Here is a 16,470-nt window from a genome sequence, read left to right on the forward strand (position 1 = left end):
AGAAAAAATCTTATCTTTGCATTTTATAATTTCTAATGCGTAGCGATAGACACAAAGCCGGTATGAAGTTTGAGTTATCCTTTACCAATAAAGAGATTACGCCTTGGGGCGGAATGGTATTTTTGAAGCAAATGTTAGACAAAATCGGGTTTAAAGAACAGGTGTTTTCTTGCCATTCTTTACCTACCCAAAACTCTAATCGTGCTTATGATGTGGACGTAATTTTAGAGTCTTTTATAACCAGTATTTGGTGTGGTGCCAACCGCTTTTTGCATACCGAGGTTACTCGGGCAGATAAGGCATTGGGACACATCTTCGGTTGGAAACATACCCCTGCACAAGACGTTTACAAGCGATATTTTTCCAAATTCAATGCCAAAACCAATTTGGAAGTTGCTCGTCATTTCTTTAGTTGGTTTTTCAAGAGTTTGAATATTAACTTTTTTACACTCGATATTGACTCTTCGGTAATTACTCGTTATGGGGAACAGGATGGCGCTACAAAAGGCTATAATCCTAAGAAAAAGGGCAGAAAAAGTCATCATCCCCTCATTGCATTTGTCAACGATATAAAAATGGTTGCCAATTTTTGGCTTCGTAGCGGAAACACGAATGCTTCCCATAATTTCATTGGTTTTTTGGAAGAGACTTTAGCCATGTTTGGCAACAAAAAAGTCGGCTTGGTACGACTTGACAGCGGTTTTTGCCAGGGAAATATATTTGACTGTTTGGAGGAAAAATCTTTACCTTACATTGTTGCAGCCCGATTTACACACCCCATTCAACACCTGATAGACAAACAGGATTTTTGGGTAAAAGTAGATGACGGTATAGAGATTTGCGACAAAACCTATCAGGCACAATCTTGGCAAAAACCAAGAAGAATCGTTATTGTAAGGCAAAAAATAGAGAAAAGACCTCAAGCGGGCGGAAAACAGTTGAGCCTTTTCCCCGAAGATGAAATCCATCGTAACTACCGATACTCTGCCTATTTTACGAATCAAACCTGCTCAATGGTCGATGTTTGGAGAACCTACCGTATGCGGGGAGATGCTGAGAACAGAATAAAAGAGTTGAAGCAGGATTTTGGGGCTGAAAGTTTTAATCTAAAAGACTTTTATGCAACCGAAGCTGCCTTGATTTTTTCGATGACAGCCTACAATTTAATGTCTCTGTTCCGTCTATTTGTTCTTCAAGAAAAAACGCAAAAAACACTATCTACACTGCGTTACAGAACCTTTGCTATAGGGGCATATTTTGAAAGGACCGGCGATACGCTCAAACTAAAAATAGCACTTACTAAAAAACGACGAAAATGGTTCATCGGACTATGGGATTACCCCATAAATCTGAACCAAAAAATTCCTATTGCGTAATCTGGGTTAAACCGGCAAATAAAATCGTGAAAAAGATTGGGGCAGGTTCTTCCCGATCACGACAAGTCGCTTGTTGTATAGATGCAGTTGAGATAACCGCAGGAAGGCTTCGCAGGAGAAATGATCCGATATGAAAAAAGTACAAAGGGTATCTGTAATCATTCCGGGATGATTTGACAGATACCCTTTTGGATAAATGTTACTTTGAATGGACGGTAGACTTATTCGATAAAGACTTTACCGGAATATCCGCTGGCCAATCGAATGATATAGTATCCGCTTTCGAGGTCAAAAACACTCAAACCGGCCTGTGCGTCTTCGCGTTTGTACAGTTGTCCCGTCACAGTGTAAATATAGACCGTTTCATTGCGCTCCGTCTCTACGTACAGTTTGCCTTTATGCGCCCATGCCTTTTGAGGTTGCTCCGTGATGTTCGTATTGGCTAACGGAGTAATACCCGATACGGTTACTTTCAGGTCTCTTGTAACCGTTTGTATGCGCACTTGCACTACACTGTCGGAAAGCATTGTTCGCTGAATACCTCCACTGAATTCTGTCCATATCGGGCTGTCGGTGGTGATTGTCATATATTTTACGCTGTATCCTTTTCTGGCTTTTATGGTGAATACGAAATCCTGCCGACTGTTTACATAGATCAAACCGTTTGCCGGAGGGGTCGTTTCGGCCGTATTGGGTACGATCAGTTCGATGCGTCTTCCTATCCCGCTTATCTTCTCATCACAGAAACTGATGTAACATTGCCGGCTGGATATACTGTCGCCGCAGATGTTTTTGACCGTAACGCGATAGAATCCCGAAGAGTCTTTGGCTAAAGCGCGATAACTCCTTTGATGGGCTCCGGGTATGGGCAATCCGTTTCTGTACCATTGGTAGAGCAGATGATGCCCTTGGGTGCCCACTTCCAAAACGTAGCTGAGCCTGTCACAGTCTCGACGGGGGGCTTTGAGGTCTTTGGTGATAACGGGAAACTCACGGAAGTATACGTTCATTGTATCCGAACTGATGATATTGGGCGGTGTAACGGTATCCTTGACCATCACATGATACTTGCCCGGCTGAGTAACTACGAAGAACGTATCGGTTGCTCCGGCGATGGAATCGCCGTCCTTGTACCATCTGTAACTTACATCCATACCGCCGGCCTTGACACGAAGCGTATCGTGATCGGTACAGATATACTTCATCGTATCCAGATTCTTGATAAACCATGGACGAAGCCATATCCGGACACGATAAGGCAGACGGAGGTTACCATTCCCGTATTCCGTATTGTTTATTACAGGGGTGAAATAGAAGACCGTATCGCCTACCATCGCCGTATCGGTGGGAATATTGATCCACGGATTCTCGGTGTTTGCAACTATTCCACCGGTTTTTTCTTTGTACCATTTGCCGTCGAACCCGTGGCTGGTGATCTGGAACCGTGCCGTGTCACCAATCCATGCGATATGAGGATACTCGACAGCCGTGAAGAGAGCGACTTTCTGTGTTTTAAGGCCAAGTTTCATCGGTACATCGGGACAGCCTCCTTTAAATGTCACCGTACTGCGTATGGAACTGCGTATCGAATCGATGGGATTTCCTGCCCGTGTCTGTCCGTCAGGTGTATAGATAACAGGGATGAAGCAATGGATTACGGAGTTGTATCCCTTGGTTGCGTCTATGTTATATTCGCTGATCGGGAAAGGCAGCTTGAGTGTACGTACGCCTGCAACAATGGTATTGCCGACAATGGAGTCGCGTTTATTTAGCCCACTCAGGCTTCCCGATACTCCTTTATAATGGATATAAAAACTATCGATGTCGAGTTCCTTGGGCAGTTCTACGGCGAGATAGTCTCCGGATTTCATATCTTGAGCCGAACCGTAGTGTCTCTTAATAGTGAGCTTCAGCGTGTCTCGAGTATAACCTTCGTTAAAGGCAAAGGATGTATGGTCGGATGTCGCTGATTGGGGGGCTATTTGCATCTCGAAATCGTAATCGTAGTTTATATCCGGTTTGATATTCTGCGATACAATCGAGACTCCATCCCCGTTTGCATTGCCTCCACAGATATTTTTGCCATATACAATGCCGGAATATTTGATGGGATCGAATATTTGAGTTGAACACAAGGCTCTGAATTTCATTCGGATGCGTGCCGTGCGCTTTACCGTATCTACAGCGGGCGGATTGCCTGATGCACCGGGCAGAATTACGTTATTTCCCAATGCGGGAAGACCGGTATCATTCAGTTTCAGGCGTGCGGAACGCGCAGTGCTGTCGTCGGATGCGGGTCCAAACGTGTTAGTTAACACGCTTTCTAACGTCGAACCGCTCGGTAACGGATTCGTTGTGCCTATAGGGTATTCGATTTCGGCACTGCCTGGCACATAGACTTGTCCTATGGGTACCTTGAATTCCATCTCCACATTTTTCACCATCCCTTCGGATGCGTTGGAGCTTAGTTCAGCCGTGACTGTATAAGCGTTGGATGCATCGTTAGGGCTGGCTTTGACGGTATTGAGGTTGCTGGTAATCGTGCCGTCAATTTTCGCTGAAGAAGAAAGTATGATACGGAAGATTTTTTTATCAATGATATGTTCGTCGTCGATATCCAGCGGAGCGGTAGTCGTAGGAGTCCATGTCGAACCGAAGGCCGAGCAGGCATATACTGCTACCTCGCTGTGGGGGCATTCCGTGACTAAACTGGTATAAACAGGGTTATAGATCATGTCGTTATTTGCGGGCAGGTTGGGTACGTTTACCCAGCAGCCGCCGTCAGTGCCGGTGACATTAATGCCCGTATGCTCTATACCGTTGGCGATCAGTTTAACGTCTTTTACTTTTCCTTTGAAGTAGAACCATATGTTATTCAAGGCAGCGGAGGTCTTGTTGCTCAACTTCAGTCGTGGCCCGGTGGTATAAGGGCCATAGGAAACGATATCGGTATTCGGCTGATCGATGGTGAAGTTTGCTTTGGAATTCCAAATCAAGAGCGGCCAATACGTTGAATGCAATTCTTCGTCCTGTCCGGTGCGGAGATTATGAAAAGTGCGTGTAATAACCACTTTGGAAGTGTCGTGCTGAACCAACGACGGATTGATCTTCAATGTTACTTTCGGATCCAAGTACCACTGGTCTTTCCAGAGCCGCCACTTGCCTCCGGTTAGCGTGCCGGCAGGATTGTCGGTTTGGAATAGTTTGGAGAAGTCGTAGGTTCTCTCGCTTGGCGTAGAACCCGGTTCGGAAGTCAGTGTTTTGGTACCGAGCGATGGATCGTTTCTTTTGCTTACGGTGATCTGATCTTCCATCGTATAACCCGGCGGCAGTTTGTAGGTTACCTTTTTCACGTAATAAAAATAGCGCGCTTCATTTTCGAACTTACCATTAAGGTAAACCATGGTCGCTTCCCAATCGAATAGCAGATTCGTTTTGGGCATTCTGCTTTCGAATACGACAATAGGATTGCCGCCGTATGTCGATATTGATGAAGGCTTTACTAAATGGGCATTTATGCCATTCACCTGTATATCGTCGCTGCCTTTTCCTTCGGTAAACGGATTGGTCAATGCGTTTTCGCTCACCTTGAAATAGCTTGTCAAGGTAGCATTCGTAATTGTATATATTCCATTCACTCGGATAGCAGGGGTAAAATCGATCCGGATTTCGATATTGTCACCAGGTTTGAATTTGTCCGGATAACGGATCATGAAGTAGTTTTTATTCCCCGTCATGACCGTGTGGTCAACCGTGGCATCATTGGTCTTGTTTGCACCGTTTACTTTTATCTCGACATGGCCGCTGCTAAGGTTCGGGATAAATCCGTATACCGTATTTCTCGCGACGGCCGCCGTACCGTCTATCGGCAGATAAAGGTATTCGTAACGATCCGGATCTCCCGGTGAGCCTTCTACTTTTCCCCTCCAATGGAATGAACCTTCGTCTTCGCTGGCAAAGCGTTTGTGGTTGACATCCGCCTCGGGCAGTTTCTGAGTGCCGTTATCAGGGTTACCGTCATTATCGGTATCTTTATATCCAACGGAATTCTCGTGACGCTTGAGGTAGAACGTATCAAGGGCGATGCCCTCACTCTTGCAGATATGACTGACCCCCTGCTTCAGGTATCCTACTTTCGTCAGGGTTGTACTGCCCCATAGTTGGTCGGTCGTATAATAAATAGTATCCGAACGATTCGTTAATGGTGCGACACAAGCAGGCGACTTGAAGGTAACATGCAGATATCCTCGAGTTGCGCCCGAAATGCTTGCGCTTGATGTTATCTTGAAAGAACGCTTGCTAGACGAATGAGAGGTCGGAGTAAAAGTTACGGTGGCAGGGAAAGAGCCTGTCCCATTTTCATTGAGCGTTATTTTTAAGTCTTCGATACTCAGCCACGCCGGCGCTGTTACGGTAAACACGGAAGGAGCTGCATCGATCTGGCCTAATGTGATCGGTACCGTTCGTTTAAAGGTTTGTTCCCCTTTACATGTCTGACTGTTTATGCTTACCTGATTGGTAAACATAGGGAGAATTACTTTCGGTAACGTTTCTGTTTTTATCTTTCCTGTATTCTTTGAACAAAAGCCTTCTATGGAATGTATGAAGACTTCCAAGCTATGACAGTCTGGAGTACCGTAACCGGTCCACCGGAACCTTTCGTTTGTCGGCTCCTCGAATACATTGCCGTTGTGAGTGGCTACATAGAGGGTCACGGTCTGACCGGCCGGAATCATCTCATAGACTTCCATGTTGATGAAATTATCGATCATACCCGTAAACGACGATTTTAATTTTCTGTCGTTAAAGCTGTAGGTGTAACGTTTAAGGGGAGAGATTTTTTTTAAAGGACCGTTGCCATTCTGGACGAATATTTTGGATGTGTCGATGCAGCCGTAATAACTAAGGCCCCCATTAATTCTACAATCCACGGAGAACTTGCGGATAGCGGCGGTACTGCTGTTGGTAAACACTGTTCTGACCCATGTAAGCGAGCCGTCTTTAGGGACGTCTTTAGGGGCTATAGGTGCTGCGCTGCTGTTGTTTGCGGCTACGTACTGACAGCTGGTAGCCGAAAATGCCGGTGTGGAGCCCGATCCGCCCATCGCAAGCATGATCTGTTGCTCGGACGAAGTATGGCATGCGGCGCCGTTATGTGGAAAGCGTGCCGTGGCGGAAATCTTCTGGTAGCCGCAGATGACGGGCGTACCTACAGCCTTGAAAGTGATCTGTTTGCTGTTAGTGTTGTCGATCATGCTGCCTCCCATAGTTGCAGGTGAAGCGAAAGTAAGCGTGTAGGTACGTTTCCCGTCGGGCAGGTTCGTTTCGGTGGGGGTCAGTGGGCTACCGTTGAGCTTAAACTCGGAAAGTGTGACTTCCGATGTACTGACGGTGTATGTCACTTGTGCCGACGATGCTTTGTCGGCTGATGCTGTCCTCAAATACGTAGTGACAGTCTTGGGTGTCGTTGGGATACCGTTGAAATTGATATTGTCGCCGCCTGCCGGCAAGCCGATCTGCAGAACAGGCCGTGCAGCATTGGCTGTAAGATTAGCGCTCACCTTGGAATCCGTACCGCTCAACACTTTTACCGTGAATTGGACAACACCGGGTGTAATACAGCCAGTCGCTTTTACATCGACCTGTACTTCCACTTCGTGATCTTTCGGTATGGCTCCGTTAAAACTCAGCGTGACCGTCTGCCCGGCCTGCGTTTTAGTGATTCCGATGCCGCCTATGGTCACTTGAGGATTCTCTACTTCGACATCGTTCGGCAATTGAAGCTGTACCTTGGCGTCGGTCAGGGGTCCCCCCTGTGGAGTAAACCGATAGGCGATGGTAAGCGGTTCACCGTAGGCTACCAATCGGTTTCCGCCGGTGAATTTCGGATAGCCGTCAGCTACTCTGACAGTCGTTTGCGCCTGTGCCGCCTCTATTGTGCTGACTAAGCAGAAGAAAATGAGGAGTCCTCGGAGCAAGGTCAGTAAATGACGGGAATAATTCCATCTGTACTTTCTTTTCATTTTTTTTGTTGTTATAAAGAATTAATATAGAAAAAGTATTGTTCGCAGGTATGATCGTCACAGATTATGGGGTGACGGAGACAGGAAAATATTATATAGAGGCTCTTTCGTTTCTGTTATACTCAATGGGGAAAGAACATTCCAATGATATAGATTCATTTTTGCTATAATATTGAATTACGGCGCAAAAATAAATGATTTTTTTAAAACAACAATTCTTTGATAAAAAAACACAAAGAGAAAAACGAATGATGCGTTTATGGTTATGCGTTGTTCAATAATTCTATCAATGGGTATTGGTTATCTCAAACGATTTTTTTGTCGGACAAATAATATAACCCCGATGATGTTTGCAAATTTTGGTTTTTATATGCGTATCTTTGTCTCCCGTTTGTCAGGGAATCTCCGAAAAGAAAAGGAAAAATAGAGGAGAACCATTGAGTACCGTGATTGTTATATAAATTGTTATATAAATGTAGATAGATTGGATTGAAAATTTAAAAGATGGTTGTTATGAAAAAGATTTTTGTACTTGCGGTTTCGATAGCCGCTTTAACCGGGTGTAACCGGGGCGGACAAAAGGCCGGTTACGTGATTGAGGGACGGATTGCCGAGACGCGTACGGACGTGGAAGGGCGATACGTCTATCTGAGTTCTTTCGGGAAAGAAGGAGGGGTGATTGACAGTGCGCTGATTTCGAAGAATGCGTTTACGTTCGAGGGCGCTGCAACGAATGGACAGCTCTGTAAACTTTCTTTTGAAGAAGAGGAGGCGGCACGACCGGGCGAATCGTCGGCATTCTCGACTTTTTTCATTTTGCAGGATGGAAAAATGCAAGCCGTGCTTGATACGTTTTCGTATGTGACGGGGACGCCGGAAAATGATGCGTTCAAGACTGTACGCGAGTCGATTGCGACCGCACGCAAAGGGTATGCCGACTTGGTGAAAGCCATCCGAGCAGGCGATCGGGAAGCGGAAAAGAAGGCGTATCAGATTGATATGGACGTGTTGAATGCCGTGAAAGCGTATATCGAGGCGAATCCGACAAAGCTGTCGGCAGCCAAGCTGTTGCACGAATTTCGCTACTATATTGATGAAGGGGAACAGGAAGCCATCTTCGCCAAAGCCGATTCGACGTTTATGAGTCTTCCCGGTATCGGCCCGATGGTCGCTCACCTTGAAGTGCTGAAAAGTGTTGCTCCGGGGAAGACATTCGTCGACTTCGAGATGCCCGGTCCGAAAGGAAAAATGCGTAAGTTGTCCGATTACGTCGGACAAGGTAAGAAGATCGTGCTGATCGATTTCTGGGCCTCGTGGTGCGGGCCGTGCATGCATGAAATGCCGAACCTGACGGCAACGTACAAGACGTATCGCAAGAAAGGGTTCGAGATTGTCGGCATTTCGCTCGACAAGGAGGAAGAGGCTTGGTTGAAAACGATCAAAGAAAAGAAGATGGACTGGATTCATCTCTCCGACCTGAAAGGCTGGAAGTCCGGCGGTGCGGCACTTTACGGTGTGAACAGCATCCCGTGCACCGTCCTCGTCGACAGGGACGGCACGATTCTGGCACGCAATCTGATGGGCGACGAGTTAAATAAGAAGCTCGAAGAACTGTTTGCTAAGAAATAAGATCGGATAGGAGGGAGGAATAGCTCCTCCTTTCTTTCCGTCGGAGGTGGGCGCTTTGTGTGTTTATTCCGTCAGCGCTTTCCAAAGCGGTTCGTCCGGTACGGGCGCGACGATATTAATCGGTCGTTTCGATACCGGATGAACAAACGATACGCGACGGGCGTGCAGGCTGATTCCCCCGTCGGGATTGGAGCGACCGGCGCCGTATTTGAGATCTCCCCGGATGGGGCAACCGATGGCCGCAAGCTGGCAGCGGATCTGATGATGCCGGCCCGTTTGCAGGTCGATTTCAAGGAGGTAATAATTTTCGGATTGCGCGAGGAGGCGGTAATGTAATACGGCTTTTCGCGCATCCCGTTTTTGTGATGGAGTACAAACGTAGCTTTTGTTCTGCTTCTCATTGCGTATGAGCCAGTGTGTCAACTCTTGCTCTACTTCGGGCGGACGATTGCGTACAATAGCCCAATACGTTTTCTTTATCTCTCCTGTGCGAAATAACTCGTTCATCCGGGCAAGCGCTTTGCTCGTTTTGGCAAAGACGACGACGCCCGTCACTGGACGGTCGAGGCGATGCGTGACACCCACAAACACATTGCCGGGCTTGGCATACTTTTCTTTCAGCCACGTCTTCAGCAGATCGGCCAGCGAGGTATCGCCCGTTTTGTCGCCCTGCACCAGCTCATGACAGTTTTTGTTTACCGCAATCAAATGATTGTCTTCGTAGATGACTTCCATACGTTTCGTTTTTTAGGATTTCATACAGATCATCGGGCCGACGTCATGTGGTCGTCGGATATGTCGCGGCATCTTGTTTCTGATCCGTAGAAAGGTGTCTTTGTTCCGCTGCACGACTACAGAGCGGGCAGCAGATGTTCCCAAATCATGTTCAGTTCGGCTTGCATGTCGCCGATGTGTGCCGTAGTGACGATAACAGCGTCTTTTTCGGGCAAGACGACAATGAACTGTCCGTTGGCGCCGTCGGCACGGAAGGCGTTATGTCGGCATCGCCACATCTGGTAACCATAGCCTTGCAACCAGTCACTGTCTTCGGGTTTAATTTTGAGCGTTTCGCGGCGTGCGCCGGCAGGGAGCGAAGCAATGTGCGAAGTGCTGGCTTCGTCGATCCACGCGGCAGGAAGCAGCTGGTTCCCTTTCCATTGTCCTCTTTGCAGGAGAAACTGTCCGAGCTTGGCCATATCTTCGGTACGGACGTACAATCCCCATCCGCCGCAGTTGATGCCCTGCGGACTTTCATCCCATCTCACCGTGTCGATGCCGAGCGGATCGAAGAGACGCGGGCGGAGGTAATCGACCGTTTTCTCGTCTGTAACTTTCTGCACGATGGCTGCAAGTATATACGTGGCCAGACTGTTGTAAACGAATACCTGGCCCGGCTCATGCGCGAGCGGAGCGGCCAGAAATTCGGCAACCCAGTCTTTGTCGTGATGCTGACGGATGTTGGATGTCGGATCGGTATCGTGTCCGCACGACATGGTGAGCAGGTGGCGTATTTCCATCTTCTTCAGCTTTTCGTCTACGTTTGCCGGTAGTTTATCGGGGAAGAAATCGACGACTTTGTCGGTCGTCCGGATACGCCCTTCGGCCACGGCAAAGCCTACGGCCATCGAAGTAAACGTTTTGCTGACGGAGTTGAGGATGTGCAGCTGATTCGGAGCATGATCGCCTAACCAATGTTCGGCAATTACTTCGCCATGCTGCACGACCATGACACTGTGCAAATCGTGGCCGGCCGAACGGACGGCTTCCAGATAGCGCGCGATGACGGGGTCTATCTTCCGTGCGGCGTCTCTGTTACGCGGCAACGGATCAATGTGTTCGAGCTTACCGGAGGTAGCCATGCCGCTGCTTTCTGCGGGCGCGGAGTACCGTGCATTCATCGGTACGCAGAAAGACAGCAGGACAAGGCATAACCACCACGTAAGAAAATCGTTTGTCCGTTTCATAATACGGTTTTTGTTCGGGAGAAGGCTTGTGTGCTTCGCCCTCGTTACATATTCATTCCGCCATCGACCTGAAGTACCTGTCCGGAAACGTACGACGACATGTCGGAAGCAAGGAACACGGCGATGTTGGCTACATCTTCGGGTGTACCTCCGCGGCGCAAGGGAATTTTCTTGATCCATTCTTCGCGGATGTTTTCGGGCAGCGCTGCCGTCATGGCTGTTTCGATAAAGCCCGGAGCGATGGCGTTGGCGCGGATGCCTTTCGGTCCCATCTCCTGTGCGATGGACTTGGCCATGGCAATCATGCCGGCCTTCGAAGCCGCATAGTTCGCCTGACTGGCATTGCCGTGTACACCTACGACCGAAGCCATGTTGATGATGTTTCCGCTACGCCGGCGCATCATGACGGGCAGACAGGCGTGAACGAAGTTGAACGCCGATTTCAAGTTGACGGCGATGACGGCATCCCATTGTGCTTCGCTCATGCGCAGCATCAGGCCGTCTTTCGTGATGCCTGCGTTGTTGACGAGGATATCCACACCGCCGAAGTCCTTCACAATCTCTTCGACCACCTGATGCGTTTCGTCAAAGTTCGCCGCATTCGAGGCATATCCTTTCACTTTCACGCCCAAGGCCGCGATTTCTTTTCCCGTCGCCTGTGCGTTCTCGTCGATCGCCAGATCGGTAAATGCAATGTTTGCTCCTTCCGAAGCAAATTTCAGGGCAATCGCTTTTCCGATACCTCGTGCAGCGCCTGTCACCAGGGCTGTCTTTCCTTCCAGTAGTTTCATTTTTATTGAATTTTTAAAGGTTTATAATTCGTAAAGTCTTTATAGTGTCTTAATTATATACGGATGAGACAGGCACCGGCCGAATATCCGCCGCCGAAAACACTGATGCACACAAGGTCATTCTTCTTGAACCGGTCGATATGCTGGGCGAAGACGAGCGCACAACTGGCCGAGCCGGTATTGCCCAGTCCTTCGATGTTACTCAGGATTTTTTCGTCGGGTATGCGGAGGTTGTTTGCGATGTTTTTCAAGATGCGCAGATTAGCCTGATGTCCGATGAAGTAGCTGAGATCGTCGAACGTATAGCCTCTCTTTTCCAGCAGGCGTTTGGCATTTTTAGGCATGTACGTGCACGCCTGTATGAAGACGTCTTTGCCTTCGGGCATACGGATTCCCCCGTCGCGCGGACGCAGCTGGATGCCTTCAGGGCCTTTCCCGAGCGTACCGAGCGCCTCGGTGTAAATCTCCAGCACTTCGTAGTCCTTTTCATGTACGCGTTCGTTCGAAATAAAGAAAGCCACGGCCGTGTCGCCCCAAAGGTGGCCGGCCTTCGGATCGTCCTCATTACTGTATGCCGAATTTTTATCTCCTCCGATAATCAGTGCTTTGCGTGCCTTCCCACAAGCAAAATATCCTTCGATGATCTCAAGCGCGTTCACGAACGACGAACAGGCCGACGAGATGGTGAATGCTTTGGCATTCTCAATTCCATAGGCGTGCTGTACGACATGAGCGGCTGTGCCGACGGTGTCGTACGGTGAATACGTGGCAGCCACGATGAGGTCTACGTCTTTAATATCGTATGGGAGCCAAGGCAAGGCGTTTCGTACGGCTTCGAGCCCCATCGTATTGATGTTCTCGTTGGCTTGCGCCCGCGCTCGTGTTTTTATGCCGGTGCGCTGCACAATCCAGTCGTCCGTCAGTCCTGCTCTTTCCGTATAAAATGAATTGGGAATCCGTTGTTCAGGAAGATAAAATCCTGTAGCGTTAATATACATTGTTCTTGATTTTAATACCATTGAAGATGAGATTCATCATGTTCTGCCGCTCAATGATCCGGTCTCTTTCCGAGTCGCTGAGATGTCCGCGGATGTAGGGAACCTCCAGTCCTTTCAGTGCATGATGGATAATCAGCGCCGTCACCCGGATGTCGGGTACATGGAAGATACCTGTTTTGACACCTTCTTCCAGAATGTTACAGATGATCTCCGTTTCGCGCTGATCAAATTTTTTACGGGCTTTCTCGACCCGCCAAATATCGCGGAAGAACGTAGCCCGCAATGTTCCGTTACGGAATACGATCGTCTTGACCGCATCTAACCGCATATATATGAAAGAAATCAGTTTCTCGTCGGCCGGTAGTTGTTTCGCGGCGACTTCAAGCAGCATCTCGAGCAGCTTGTTAAGCTCCGCTTCCACGACTGCCGAAAAGATATCGTCTTTGTTCTTGAAGTAGGTATATAGCGTGCGTCTTCCCTTTTGCGAAGCTTGTGCAATGTCGTTCATTGTCGTATGATGATACCCCATGCGAGCAAAGAGTTGACGAGCGACATCAACTAAGGTATCACGCGTTTTGGAGACGGTTATGGACATAAACTGCACACTTCTGTTGAATTTGTGCGCAAAAATAGATAAAAAAGTTGCAATTTACGAATGTACAGGAAAAAAAACGAAATATTTTGTTTTTTCAAAACGATGTTGTATCTTTGCAGCCTCAAACAAAAAATTGAGGCTATATCGCGGAGTGGAGCAGTGGTAGCTCGTTGGGCTCATAACCCAAAGGTCGTAAGTTCGAATCTTGCCTCCGCAACTATTTCAAAGGCAGACTTCCGAATATCGGAATCCGCCTTTTCTAATAGATTGACTGGCCTGTTTTTTTTCGAAGAAATTTTCTCTAATCCATCGTTAAAATGTGAGGGAGTAGGAGACTACTTCTTTAATTCCGCATAGAAGATATAGTTGTTATCGCTCTCACGAATATCGTTGCGAATCTCCTGTAAACGTTTACGTGCTTTTTCTTTTAACGATGTGTTGTTTTTAAGCTGCGCATCCAATTGGTCGATTAAATCGCCCGGATCCACATTCCATACATAATATCCGTTATAAAACGTAGGCCATTCCAGAGGTATATCGCCTAAATAGTCGTTGTGTATTTTGTAGAATGCGCCTTTCAGCGTGTGCTTATCGACGATAAATTTGGCAGGATACATCCTGCGTCCATGCCACGGCAGGAGCACCGGCGAAGGGCAACATGAAAACCGAGATTTTAGACGCGCCGGCATCAACAAAGATTTTGCCTTTCGGCACACGGTATCTCAACGGGATAGGGTCGAGCGGTTCACCCTGCAAGTTAAAACGTAATACCTTGTCGCTTTGCCACGGGAGGAGGAATATCTGCCCGCTCTGCTCGTCCAGCCATTCGTCATACACATTCTGATACTCGTTCGGCCCCTGTCCGAATGCTCCGATCGCGGTGATAAACTTGCCGCTTTTGTCGAATAGTTTGAACGGATTGTTACGGTTGTTACGCACCAAAATATAATGTTCGCTCACGAATGTTGCTCCACCGCCTACCAATGCTTCGTCACGGTTATCAAGCTTGACCAGCTGTAACTCTTCCGCAAAGAGGCTCAGCGGCAGATCGACCGTATCTTTGAGCTTCGTCAGATCGCACGAAATCACTTCGGAGTCGCCGACTTTCACTTTTTCAGCGACCACCTCCATGTCATTCAATCCGGTTGCTTTTTCGTTTTTGCATCCCGGTAACATCATTCCGCCACATAGCAGAAAAGCCATAAGAAAATGTTTCTTGTCCATACTTTCATTGTTTTTAATGTTATAACATTTGGAATTAGTTTCAATCGGTACGACAAAAATAGCTTGAACAGGCGGTGCGGTGAAATTTTCAGGCGGACAATACGTGATGCTTGTTTAATGTTATTTTGTTGAATAGTTGTTGTTTATAAAATATGGCGTTTGAAATAAGGCGGACAATTATGTTGTGACCTTTACTGATCTTGCAGGAATGTATCGAGATCGATATGTTTTTCGGTGATTTTGAACTTGTCGGTTTTCAGGCGATACTTTCGTTTGGTGACAGCTGATTTTGTTATGCAATAAATGTCGGACAAGTCTTGCAGGTTGACCCTCATCTTCACGAAACAGCAGAAATAAAGATCGTCGTCGGTTAACGACGGGTATTGCGTTTTAAGCTGCTCGATAAATCCGGGATAGACTTCGTTGACACTTCGCGTAAGCTCGGCCCAATCGGTTTCTTTCATCCTGATTTTGTTACCGGTATCGGGTAATGTTTCGTGTTGTTCACCTGCATTTTCTTCATCGATATGTAACGACGGTATACGGTGGAAGAAGTGGATGCGTCGGAACAGCGATTCTCGCAGTAGTGCTTCTTTTTCTCGTAGCGCACTGATTTCCTGTTGCTGTTTAAACAACACATTTTGATGTTCCAACTCTCTGGTTTTGGCTTGCAGGCGAAGCGCTTGCCGGTTTTTCTTCTGTCGCCAGAAAACAAAGAACAAGCTAACGGAAACTGCAAATACAACCAGAAGGACGACTAACAGTAGAATATCTTTTTCTTTCTGTTCGATTTTGAGCCGGTTGTTCTCGTTCTTCAGCCGTTCGCTTTCGTACCGGCGCTCAAGGGCTGCCATCCGGATGCTCAATTCGATATGTTGCTTGGTCTCCTGTTTCTTCCGCAGGGTGCCGAAGGCTTTGTCATGCAGTCCCTGCTTTTCATACCAGTCGCACAAAAAGCCATAGGCGATATCGGCCACGACATGATCGTTTCCCTGAAGGGCCTGTTCGAGATAGTATCGGGCCGAGTCAGGCTGGTTTTGCTTGTCAAACAGCATGGCCTGTGACAGGCTGCGTGTCGGAATCTCTTCGCGATTCACCCGCAAGGCATGTTCCTGCTTCTTGTATCGTAGGGCTTCTTTAAAATCGTCCCGGCCGCGGCATACAGATCGCTTAGCCTGCTGAGAGCGACGCTTTGCTGATCGGGAGCATGGTTTTTCTCGGCCAGAGCCAACGCTTCCCGACACAGATTAAGGGCTTCTTCAATTGCATGATCGTATTTATAAGCCTGTGCCAGATCCAATAATACATAAACTTTTGCCTTGGCATTCGTTTCTCCGTCAAGAAGGCCGAGTACTGTACGGTAATTCTTTATGGCTGCTTTCGTACGACCAAGATATAAGTTCGCATAGCCGGACATGCGTTGCGTACGGATGCGTTTGCGTTGACTCACTCCGGGAGGAATGACGTTCTCGGCAGCAGCAAAGTAATGCAGCGCCGAGTCATACGCCGAGGTAGAGAAGAAAAACATCGCTTTGGTGTACAAGGCATCGAACAGTGCGGTAGAATTGTTTGTCTTTCGATAATAGGCAATCGCAAGACTGACGAGCGAGTCCGAAGGAATCCGGTTCCCCGTCATCAGCATCGTACGGGTAAGCAACAGTCCGTACTTTGCATAGTCGGGTCTCTTGAAGTTTCCACTGTTATTGACGGCTTGCAGTTTTGTCAAGGCATCTGCGGGCAACGAGTCCGATAACATTCCCGCCTCATGCAGCAGTTGTTGGTCATGATATGCGCCTCCGCATGAAAAAAGGAGGAGCTGCATGATGACGGGAATGTATGGTATGACAAATGGATGTCTTAAACTCATGAA

The 16,470-nt window shown here is 47.7% G+C and carries 11 protein-coding genes, 1 tRNA gene and 1 pseudogene; 3 read left to right on the forward strand and 10 right to left on the reverse strand.

Annotated elements, in window-relative coordinates:
• The first annotated feature begins 35 nt into the window (after positions 1–35).
• On the forward strand, positions 36–1,376 hold the full coding sequence (locus tag BFO_RS09455) for an IS1380 family transposase (protein ID WP_014223539.1): 1,341 nt from the start codon (positions 36–38) through the stop codon (positions 1,374–1,376).
• 221 nt (positions 1,377–1,597) lie between these two features.
• Here BFO_RS09455 and BFO_RS09460 read toward each other — a convergent pair whose 3' ends face one another.
• Positions 1,598–7,399 (reverse strand): hypothetical protein, encoded by a 5,802-nt coding sequence (locus BFO_RS09460; RefSeq protein ID WP_014225478.1) that lies wholly within the window; start codon positions 7,397–7,399, stop codon positions 1,598–1,600.
• Positions 7,400–7,912: 513 nt separating this feature from the next.
• Between BFO_RS09460 and BFO_RS16660 the strand changes: the two genes are divergently transcribed.
• Positions 7,913–9,028, forward strand: coding sequence for a TlpA disulfide reductase family protein (locus BFO_RS16660; protein ID WP_014225481.1), 1,116 nt, complete (start codon positions 7,913–7,915; stop codon positions 9,026–9,028).
• Between the two features lie 63 nt (positions 9,029–9,091).
• Here the strand turns inward: BFO_RS16660 and BFO_RS09470 are convergent, their stop codons facing one another.
• The 5 genes and pseudogenes from BFO_RS09470 to BFO_RS09490 all read right to left on the reverse strand — a co-directional run bounded on the left by BFO_RS09470 (position 9,092) and on the right by BFO_RS09490 (position 13,376).
• Positions 9,092–9,763 carry an RluA family pseudouridine synthase gene (locus BFO_RS09470; RefSeq protein WP_014225482.1) on the reverse strand — a complete coding sequence of 224 codons (672 nt, stop codon included), beginning with the start codon at positions 9,761–9,763 and terminating at the stop codon, positions 9,092–9,094.
• A 116-nt stretch (positions 9,764–9,879) separates the two neighbouring features.
• Positions 9,880–10,851 (reverse strand): annotated as a pseudogene (locus tag BFO_RS09475) (serine hydrolase domain-containing protein); the annotation flags it as partial.
• A gap of 185 nt (positions 10,852–11,036) precedes the next feature.
• Positions 11,037–11,783: a 3-oxoacyl-[acyl-carrier-protein] reductase gene (gene fabG, locus BFO_RS09480; protein WP_014225484.1), complete on the reverse strand. Its 747-nt coding sequence runs from the start codon at positions 11,781–11,783 to the stop codon at positions 11,037–11,039.
• 53 nt (positions 11,784–11,836) lie between these two features.
• Positions 11,837–12,781 (reverse strand): 3-oxoacyl-ACP synthase III family protein, encoded by a 945-nt coding sequence (locus tag BFO_RS09485; protein WP_014225485.1) that lies wholly within the window; start codon positions 12,779–12,781, stop codon positions 11,837–11,839.
• A complete protein-coding gene (locus BFO_RS09490; RefSeq protein ID WP_041590844.1) occupies positions 12,771–13,376 on the reverse strand; it encodes a TetR/AcrR family transcriptional regulator in 606 nt (201 codons plus the stop codon). Before BFO_RS09490 ends, BFO_RS09485 begins: the two co-directional genes overlap by 11 nt.
• 145 nt (positions 13,377–13,521) lie before the next feature.
• On the opposite strand from BFO_RS09490, the gene BFO_RS09495 reads away from it, so the two are divergent.
• A tRNA-Met gene (locus BFO_RS09495) sits at positions 13,522–13,593 on the forward strand.
• A 118-nt stretch (positions 13,594–13,711) separates the two neighbouring features.
• Here BFO_RS09495 and BFO_RS15375 read toward each other — a convergent pair.
• The 4 genes from BFO_RS15375 to BFO_RS09515 form a co-directional block, all read right to left on the reverse strand.
• Entirely contained in the window at positions 13,712–13,993 is a 282-nt protein-coding gene (locus BFO_RS15375; RefSeq protein WP_041590845.1) for a hypothetical protein, read from the reverse strand.
• Positions 13,965–14,600, reverse strand: coding sequence for a 6-bladed beta-propeller (locus BFO_RS09505; protein ID WP_099046122.1), 636 nt, complete (start codon positions 14,598–14,600; stop codon positions 13,965–13,967). Before BFO_RS09505 ends, BFO_RS15375 begins: the two co-directional genes overlap by 29 nt.
• A gap of 191 nt (positions 14,601–14,791) precedes the next feature.
• Positions 14,792–15,697 carry a hypothetical protein gene (locus tag BFO_RS09510; protein ID WP_041590847.1) on the reverse strand — a complete coding sequence of 302 codons (906 nt, stop codon included), beginning with the start codon at positions 15,695–15,697 and terminating at the stop codon, positions 14,792–14,794.
• Positions 15,694–16,467, reverse strand: a complete 774-nt coding sequence (locus tag BFO_RS09515; protein WP_157755311.1) for a hypothetical protein — start codon at positions 16,465–16,467, stop codon at positions 15,694–15,696. Before BFO_RS09515 ends, BFO_RS09510 begins: the two co-directional genes overlap by 4 nt.
• Positions 16,468–16,470 lie beyond the last annotated feature (3 nt).

The sequence above is a fragment of the Tannerella forsythia 92A2 genome (assembly GCF_000238215.1).
Taxonomy (GTDB): Bacteria; Bacteroidota; Bacteroidia; order Bacteroidales; family Tannerellaceae; genus Tannerella; species Tannerella forsythia.

Bases quoted from the DNA above. Each gene is read 5' to 3' on its own strand.
- BFO_RS09460 (WP_014225478.1), bottom strand. From the start codon at position 7,399: ATGAAAAGAAAGTACAGATGGAATTATTCCCGTCATTTACTGACCTTG.
- BFO_RS09515 (WP_157755311.1), bottom strand. From the start codon at position 16,467: ATGAGTTTAAGACATCCATTTGTCATACCATACATTCCCGTCATCATG.
- BFO_RS09485 (WP_014225485.1), bottom strand. From the start codon at position 12,781: ATGTATATTAACGCTACAGGATTTTATCTTCCTGAACAACGGATTCCC.
- BFO_RS16660 (WP_014225481.1), top strand. From the start codon at position 7,913: ATGAAAAAGATTTTTGTACTTGCGGTTTCGATAGCCGCTTTAACCGGG.
- BFO_RS09490 (WP_041590844.1), bottom strand. From the start codon at position 13,376: ATGTCCATAACCGTCTCCAAAACGCGTGATACCTTAGTTGATGTCGCT.
- BFO_RS09455 (WP_014223539.1), top strand. From the start codon at position 36: ATGCGTAGCGATAGACACAAAGCCGGTATGAAGTTTGAGTTATCCTTT.
- BFO_RS15375 (WP_041590845.1), bottom strand. From the start codon at position 13,993: ATGTATCCTGCCAAATTTATCGTCGATAAGCACACGCTGAAAGGCGCA.
- fabG (WP_014225484.1), bottom strand. From the start codon at position 11,783: ATGAAACTACTGGAAGGAAAGACAGCCCTGGTGACAGGCGCTGCACGA.
- BFO_RS09505 (WP_099046122.1), bottom strand. From the start codon at position 14,600: ATGGACAAGAAACATTTTCTTATGGCTTTTCTGCTATGTGGCGGAATG.
- BFO_RS09470 (WP_014225482.1), bottom strand. From the start codon at position 9,763: ATGGAAGTCATCTACGAAGACAATCATTTGATTGCGGTAAACAAAAAC.